Genomic DNA, 6,547 nt, shown 5'->3' with positions numbered 1-6,547 from the left:
AATATATCGGGCTTACTACCCCCCCCCCTTGACCGCCTACCTCCGCGAGGGGGGGCCCCCCCCCGCCGGGGGCGCCCCCCCGCTCATGCCGCCGTACGGCCGGGGCGGCACACGCAAATCTCCGACGGCCGACCAGCCCGCAGCCCGGGCTGCCGACCGACCGACGGAGCTCCCGTGACCACCCCTGCCCGCCCGCCGCGCGACCGCGGCCCCCGCACCACCGACCAGGCCCGCCGCACCGCCGGCGGCGACCGCCCGCGCAAGCCGCGCAACCGCGCCGGCGCCCCCAAGCAGGGCCGCCCCGCCGCCGTGCCCGAGGCCACCGAGTTCACCGTGGTCCAGGGCACCCCGCCCCGGCCCCCGGCGGCCTCCTTCGCCGAGCTGGAACTGCCCAGGGCGATCCTCTCCGCGCTCACCCGCGAGGGCGTCACCGAGCCCTTCCCGATCCAGGCCGCCACGCTGCCCGACTCGATCGCCGGGCGCGACGTACTCGGCCGCGGCCGCACCGGCTCCGGCAAAACCCTGGCCTTCGGCCTGCCGCTGCTCGCCCGCACCGCCGGGCGCCGTGCCGACGCCCGGCACCCGCTGGCACTCGTGCTGGTGCCCACCCGCGAGCTGGCGCAGCAGGTCACCGAGGCGCTCACCCCGTACGCCACCGCCGTCAACCTGCGGATCACCACCGTCGTCGGCGGCATGTCGATCAACCGGCAGGCCAACGCGGTGCGCCGCGGCACCGAGGTGCTGGTGGCCACCCCGGGCCGGCTGGACGACCTGATCGGGCGCGGTGACGTCAATCTCTCCGACGTCGCGATCACGGTCCTCGACGAGGCCGACCAGATGGCCGACATGGGCTTCCTGCCGCAGGTCAGCAAGCTGCTGGAGCAGGTCGCCGAGGGCGGGCAGCGGATGCTGTTCTCCGCCACCCTGGACCGCAACGTCGACCGGCTGGTCAAGCGCTTCCTCGCCGACCCGGTGACCCACTCGGTCGACCCCTCGGCCGGCGCGGTCAGCACCATGGACCACCACGTCCTCCAGCTGGAGCAGACCGACAAGGTCTCCGCCACCGCGCACATCGCCTCCCGCGACGGCCGCGTGATCATGTTCGTGCACACCAAGCACGGCGCCGACCGGCTGGCCAAGCAGCTGCTCGCCAACGGCGTGAAGGCCGCCGCCCTGCACGGCGGCAAGTCCCAGCCGCAGCGCAACCGGGTCCTGGACCAGTTCCGGGACGGCCACGTCACCGCGCTGATCGCCACCAACGTCGCCGCCCGCGGCATCCACATCGACGGCCTGGACCTGGTCGTCAACGTGGACCCGCCGGTCGACCACAAGGACTACCTGCACCGCGGCGGCCGCACCGCCCGGGCCGGCGAGTCCGGGACGGTCGTCACCCTGGTGCTGCCCGAGCAGCGCCGCGAGGTCAACCGGCTGATGACGGTCGCCGGCATCCGCCCGACCGTCACCAAGATCCGCCCGGGCGACGCCGACCTGGCCCGGATCACCGGCGCCCGCACGCCCAGCGGCGTCGCGGTGACGCTGGCCGTACCGGTCGTCGCGGCCCAGGCCGGTGCCTCGGCCAAGGACGGCGCCGACAAGCCCGCCGGGGCCAAGTCCGGCGCCCCGCGCCGCCGCTCCGGCAAGCGCTCCGCGCTGCCCGCCGACGTCGACATGAACGGCAACCCGCGCCGCCCCCGCCCCAAGCAGCGCATGGGCGCCGCCGCCCAGGGCGACCGCCCGCAGGCGGCCGGCTTCATCGGCCGCTCCTCGGGCCGCGCCAAGCCCGGCAGCGGCTCCAAGTCCGGCTCCAACTACGGCACCGGCCGCCAGCGCCGCAAGACGGACTGACGCCCTTCCGCTCCGACGACGGCCCGGTTCCCCGGCAGGGGGAGCCGGGCCGTGCGCTGTCCGGTCGGCCCGGCGATCCGCCCGGGAACGTCCCCGCTTCCGCGGCCCGGCCCCTCGACGGCCCGGCCGTGCGGACCCGGCGAAACTGCCGCCCGGGACAACGTCCCTGCACAGCCCCATCGCACCCGGCAGCTGCCGGTGACCTGCCGGTTGACGGCCGACCGCGCACCCCCGAGTCTTTCACGCGGCCCACACATCCGACGCACCGTCACCGACGGGGCGTGGACGGTGAGTCGACGTGATTCCCCGATTCGGAAGGACGACCCTCCCATGCGCCGAACCTCCGCCCTGCTGACCACCGCCCTGCTCGCCGGGGCCGCCGCCGTGGTGGCACCGGCCACCGCCGCCCAGGCCGCCCCCGCCTGCGCCGCCTACACCTCCGCCTGGAACGCCATCGGCAGCTGTAGCGGCCTCGACCCGATGCAGACCTGGACCGTGACCGCCAACTGCCTCTACTGGAACTCCACCCACACCGTGCAGTTCTCCCGCCCCGCCATCGGCGGCCTGGGGATGGGCGACGGCACCGTGTCCGCCTCCTGCATGATCGGCGACTCCGTGATGTTCCCGCGCGTCGTCCTCGGCGCCGCGCCGCCGGCCGGCCCGACCGGCCAGATCACCGGCTACGTCAACAAGTGCGTCGACGTGCGGGGCGCCAACCTCGGCAACGGCACCGCCGTCCAGATCTACGACTGCAACGGCTCGGTCGCGCAGAAGTGGCGGATCGGCGTCGACGGCACGATCCGCGCGCTCGGCAAGTGCCTGGACGTGTCGGGCGGCAACACCGGCAACGGCACCAAGGTGCAGATCTGGGACTGCAACGGCAGTGGCGCCCAGCAGTGGCAGGCCCGGGCCGACGGCTCGCTGCTCAACCCGCAGTCCGGCCGCTGCCTGGACGACCTCGGCTTCGCCACCGAGAACGGCAACCAGCTCGGCATCTGGGACTGCAACGGCGCCGCCAACCAGAAGTGGAACCTCCCGGTCTGACGGCCGTCCCCGGTCCGCCGCTCCCGGTCCGCCGCTCCCGCGCCGTGCGGGGGCGGCGGACCGCTGTCCGCGCTACACCGGGGCCGGGGTCACCGCCGTTGCCGTTGCCGTTTCCGGGGCCGGTGCCAGGGTGCGCAGCCGCTCCTCGGTGCCGGCGTCGCGCGGCGACATCACGATCAGCTGCAGGCCCTCGGCGGCCAGCAGCACGTGCTGGTCGATCCGCAGCACGCCCACCCGCTCGTGCCGGATCACCTTCTCGGTGCCGGAGCGCTCCGCGACCTGGTGCTCGTCCAGCCAGCGGTCCGCCTCCGGGTACTCGCCGCGGACCTGCCGGATCATCCGGGCCAGCCGGCGCCCCACGGCCGTCGCCTCGCCGCCGCGTTCGGCATAGGCGGAGCGCAGCTGGGCCAGGAAGCGCCGGGCGTGCTCCTCCCAGTGCTCCACCCGGGCCCGGTGCACCGGGTTGCCGAACACCACCCAGGCCAGGTTGCACTCCTGCGGCGGGCGGCCGGTCAGGCCGAACAACGCGTCCGCGCCCGGGTTCCAGGCCCGGATGTCCCAGTTGGCGTCCATCACGAAGGACGGCGCCGGCCACTGCGCGCGCATCAGCCGCAGCAGCGGGGCCGGCACGTCCCCGGGCGCGGCCACCTCGCCGTCCAGCGGATGCCCGCCGGCCAGCCGGAACAGGTACGCCGTCTCCGCCCGGTCCAGCCGCAGCGTACGGGCGAGGCTCGCCAGCACCTCCGGCGACGGGTGGATGTCCCGCCCCTGCTCCAGCCACGTGTACCAGGTCACCCCCACCCCGGCGAGCAGCGCCAGCTCCTCGCGGCGCAGCCCCGGGGTGCGCCGCCGCACCCCGGGCGCCAGCCCGACCTCCTGCGGCGTCAGCCGCGCGCGGCGACTGCGCAGAAAGCTCGACAGCGCCGAGCGGCGCTCCCCGGTGTCGTCCACGTCCCTCACGTCCACCCCGTCCCCCGTCCTTCCCGGTAGTCCGACTACCAGTATTCCCACGCACTGCTGCGGGCCGGCCGATCGGGCGAGGCTTGACCGCGTCAACGACCGCACGTGCGAGGGAACGCCGATGAGCCACCGTCAGAACCGTACTGCCCGCCGGGCCCTGGCCGCCGTCGCCGCCGCGGCCGCCCTCCTCGGCACGGCCGGGGCGCTGCCCGCCGCGGCCGCCGCCTGCCCGGCACCCGCCGTGATCCAGGGCCGCGCGCCCGGCCTCGTCCCCGAGTCGGGCGACTGGGACGCCGCCCACCACCGCTTCCTGCTCGGATCGCTGCGGCACGGCACCGTCTCCGCCGTCGGCACCGACGCCGGCGTGCGCACCCTGGTGGACGACCCCGGCACCCTGATCGAGATCGCCGGCCTGCGGATCGACCCGGTCCACCGCCGCGTCCTGGTCACCAACCTCGACAACGGCATCGGCGAGCGCAGCACCCCCGCCACCCTGGGCAAGGTCGCCGGGATCGGCGCCTACGACCTGGACACCGGCCGGCGCCTCTTCTACACCGACCTCGCGGCGGTCGCCGCCGACGGCGCCGACCACCTGGCCAACGACATCGCGATCGGCCCCGACGGCACCGCGTACGTCACCGACTCCTTCGCCCCCGTCGTCTACCGGGTCGCCCCGGACGGCAGCGCCGCCGTTCTGCTGCGCGACCCGCGACTGGCCCCCGCCCCCGGCGCGTACGGCCTCAACGGCATCGTCCACCGGGACGGCCGGCTGATCCTCGGCAAGTGGGACGACGGCACCCTGTGGCAGGTCCCGCTGGGGAACCCGGCCGCGCTGCGGCGCGTCGAGGTGGCCGGCGGGCAGGCGCTGCTCCACCTGGACGGCCTGCTCGGCCGCCCGGACGGCTCGATCGCGGGCGTCACCAACGCCTTCTTCGGCGCGGGACGGGACGCCGAGGTCGAGTTGCGCTCCGAGGACCACTGGCGCACCGCCCGCCTCACCGCCGTCCGCCCCTCGGCCGACCCCACCCCCACCGCGGTGGTCGGCGGCCCGGCCGGCAGCCTCTACCAGCTCGCCGGCGGCCTCGGCGAGGCCAACGCCGGGCACCCGACGGACACCTTCACCCTGCGCCGGGTGTGACCCGGTCGCGTCCTCATGCGGATCGATGTTGGCGAGGTACAATGCTATGTACATCACCAACATCGATCGCCGGAGGTGCCGGATGTCCGTGACGCAGATCGACATCGATGAAGAGGCCCTGGAACGGGCGATGGCCGTCGCCGGAGTCCGGACCAAGAAGGACGCCGTCAATCTCGCGCTCCGCTTCTACGCCGAACAGCAGGAGCGCGCGGCACGTCTCACCAGGCATTTCGAGCGGGCCCAGCACTGGGAGGCCGTCGAGCGCGCCGAGCGGCTTCACCGGGCGGAGAAGGACGCTCGGTGATCTACCTCCTCGACACGTCCGCGCTGGTCCGGCTGCTGCGTGAACCCAAGCTCCAAGCCGTCTGGTTCGACGCGATCAGCGCGGGGTCGATCGCGTCGTGCTACCCGCAGCGCGCCGAATTCCTCTACACGGCGCGCGACGGCCGGGAGTACGACGAGATTGCCGAGATGTTCGCGGAGTTCTACCCGGACGTGTCGGTGCCCAAGAGCGCGGGACGCTGGATCGACACGGTGCAACGCCGGATGGCGCTCGCCGGGCAGCACCGCAGCGCATCCGCCGTGGACCTGGTGATCGCCGCGACGGCCGCGCACCACGGACTCACGGTCCTCCACGACGACGGGGACTACCGCACCGTGGCACGTCACGCCCCCGACCTCAGCGAGCACAGCGTGATGGAGCACGCCTGAGAGGTCTTCGCACTCAGGCAGTGAGGGCCGGGGCCGCCTCGGCGGCCCGCAGGGCCTCGTCGTGGCGCTGCAGGAGGAGGGCCGCCACCTCGGGGGACGGGCCGAGGACCGGGGCCAGCACATCCGCCCCGGCCTCCTCGGCGGCGGCCGCGATGCGGTCGGGGAGCAGGCCCGGAGCCAGCAGGTAGGGGGCGACGGCGGTGTGCTCGGAGCCCGCGGCGCGCAGCGCGGCGAGGGCGTCGGGAACACGCGGGCCCTCGGCGGAGGCGTACGCGACCTCGACGGCGGCCCAGCCCCGGGTACGGCGCCACTCGGCGGCGACCGCGCGGGTCGCGGCGTCGGCGGCCGGGGCCGAGGAGCCGGCCGCCGCCAGCACGACGCCGGTACGGGCCCGGACGGCGGGCGAGCCGAGCGCCGGAGCGGCCTCGGCGAGGCGGCGGTCCAGGGCGGCGAGCAGCAGGGGCGAGGGGCCGAGCACGTCCGCGACCGGCAGCCGGGAGCCGGCGGCGCGCAGCGCGGCCGGGATGTCGTGCTTGGCGTGGAACGCCCGGTTGAGCAGCAGCGGTACCGCCACCGCGTCCGCCAGCCGCCCGACCACCTGCGGGATCCGCGGCGCGCAGTGGTCCAGATAGGCGGTGGCGACCTCGATGCCGGGCCGCTGCGCCCGCACCTCCTCCACGAGCGCGGCCACCGTCGCGGCGTGGCGCGGGTCGCGGCTGCCGTGGGCGATCAGGAGGAGGGCGGGCATCAGCGGTGCCTCACTTGCTCGTGGTGAGGAGGCCGCGGTTGCGCAGGACGCGGCGTTCGACGGGGGTGAAGACGAGGAGTTCGATGGCGATGCCGACGAAG

General features: G+C 75.2%; 7 protein-coding genes. 5 read left to right on the top strand and 2 right to left on the bottom strand.

What is annotated here, in order from left to right:
* The first annotated feature begins 174 nt into the window (after positions 1 to 174).
* Both ACFVHV_RS30425 and ACFVHV_RS30420 read left to right on the top strand, forming a co-directional pair.
* Positions 175 to 1,845 carry a DEAD/DEAH box helicase gene (locus tag ACFVHV_RS30425; RefSeq protein ID WP_380355242.1) on the top strand — a complete coding sequence of 557 codons (1,671 nt, stop codon included), beginning with the start codon at positions 175 to 177 and terminating at the stop codon, positions 1,843 to 1,845.
* A 330-nt stretch (positions 1,846 to 2,175) separates the two neighbouring features.
* Positions 2,176 to 2,889 (top strand): ricin-type beta-trefoil lectin domain protein, encoded by a 714-nt coding sequence (locus ACFVHV_RS30420; RefSeq protein ID WP_359909667.1) that lies wholly within the window; start codon positions 2,176 to 2,178, stop codon positions 2,887 to 2,889.
* A 72-nt stretch (positions 2,890 to 2,961) separates the two neighbouring features.
* Here ACFVHV_RS30420 and ACFVHV_RS30415 read toward each other — a convergent pair whose 3' ends face one another.
* On the bottom strand, positions 2,962 to 3,855 hold the full coding sequence (locus ACFVHV_RS30415) for a helix-turn-helix transcriptional regulator (protein WP_359909669.1): 894 nt from the start codon (positions 3,853 to 3,855) through the stop codon (positions 2,962 to 2,964).
* A gap of 115 nt (positions 3,856 to 3,970) precedes the next feature.
* Between ACFVHV_RS30415 and ACFVHV_RS30410 the strand changes: the two genes are divergently transcribed.
* From ACFVHV_RS30410 to ACFVHV_RS30400, 3 genes are all read left to right on the top strand, one after another.
* Positions 3,971 to 4,987, top strand: a complete 1,017-nt coding sequence (locus ACFVHV_RS30410) for a hypothetical protein (RefSeq protein ID WP_380355239.1) — start codon at positions 3,971 to 3,973, stop codon at positions 4,985 to 4,987.
* 82 nt (positions 4,988 to 5,069) lie between these two features.
* A complete protein-coding gene (locus ACFVHV_RS30405) occupies positions 5,070 to 5,291 on the top strand; it encodes a type II toxin-antitoxin system VapB family antitoxin (protein ID WP_359909675.1) in 222 nt (73 codons plus the stop codon).
* Complete coding sequence (locus ACFVHV_RS30400) at positions 5,288 to 5,698, top strand: PIN domain-containing protein (protein ID WP_380355236.1); 411 nt, start codon at positions 5,288 to 5,290, stop codon at positions 5,696 to 5,698. Before ACFVHV_RS30405 ends, ACFVHV_RS30400 begins: the two co-directional genes overlap by 4 nt.
* A 13-nt stretch (positions 5,699 to 5,711) precedes the next feature.
* On the opposite strand, the gene ACFVHV_RS30395 is transcribed toward ACFVHV_RS30400, so the two are convergent.
* The gene (locus ACFVHV_RS30395; protein ID WP_380355233.1) at positions 5,712 to 6,446 is read right to left on the bottom strand and encodes a sirohydrochlorin chelatase; all 735 of its coding nucleotides are present in this window, start codon (positions 6,444 to 6,446) and stop codon (positions 5,712 to 5,714) included.
* Between the last annotated feature and the right edge of the window lie 101 nt (positions 6,447 to 6,547).

The sequence above is a fragment of the Kitasatospora sp. NPDC127116 genome (assembly GCF_042677365.1).
Classification (GTDB): domain Bacteria; phylum Actinomycetota; class Actinomycetes; order Streptomycetales; family Streptomycetaceae; genus Kitasatospora; species Kitasatospora lactacystinica.
The sequence above is the reverse complement of the archived record's forward strand: the minus strand, read 5'-3'. Positions and strand labels throughout refer to the sequence as shown.

Coding starts and splice junctions, on each gene's coding strand:
- ACFVHV_RS30420 (WP_359909667.1), top strand. CDS start 2,176: ATGCGCCGAACCTCCGCCCTGCTGACCACCGCCCTGCTCGCCGGGGCC.
- ACFVHV_RS30395 (WP_380355233.1), bottom strand. CDS start 6,446: ATGCCCGCCCTCCTCCTGATCGCCCACGGCAGCCGCGACCCGCGCCAC.
- ACFVHV_RS30405 (WP_359909675.1), top strand. CDS start 5,070: ATGTCCGTGACGCAGATCGACATCGATGAAGAGGCCCTGGAACGGGCG.
- ACFVHV_RS30410 (WP_380355239.1), top strand. CDS start 3,971: ATGAGCCACCGTCAGAACCGTACTGCCCGCCGGGCCCTGGCCGCCGTC.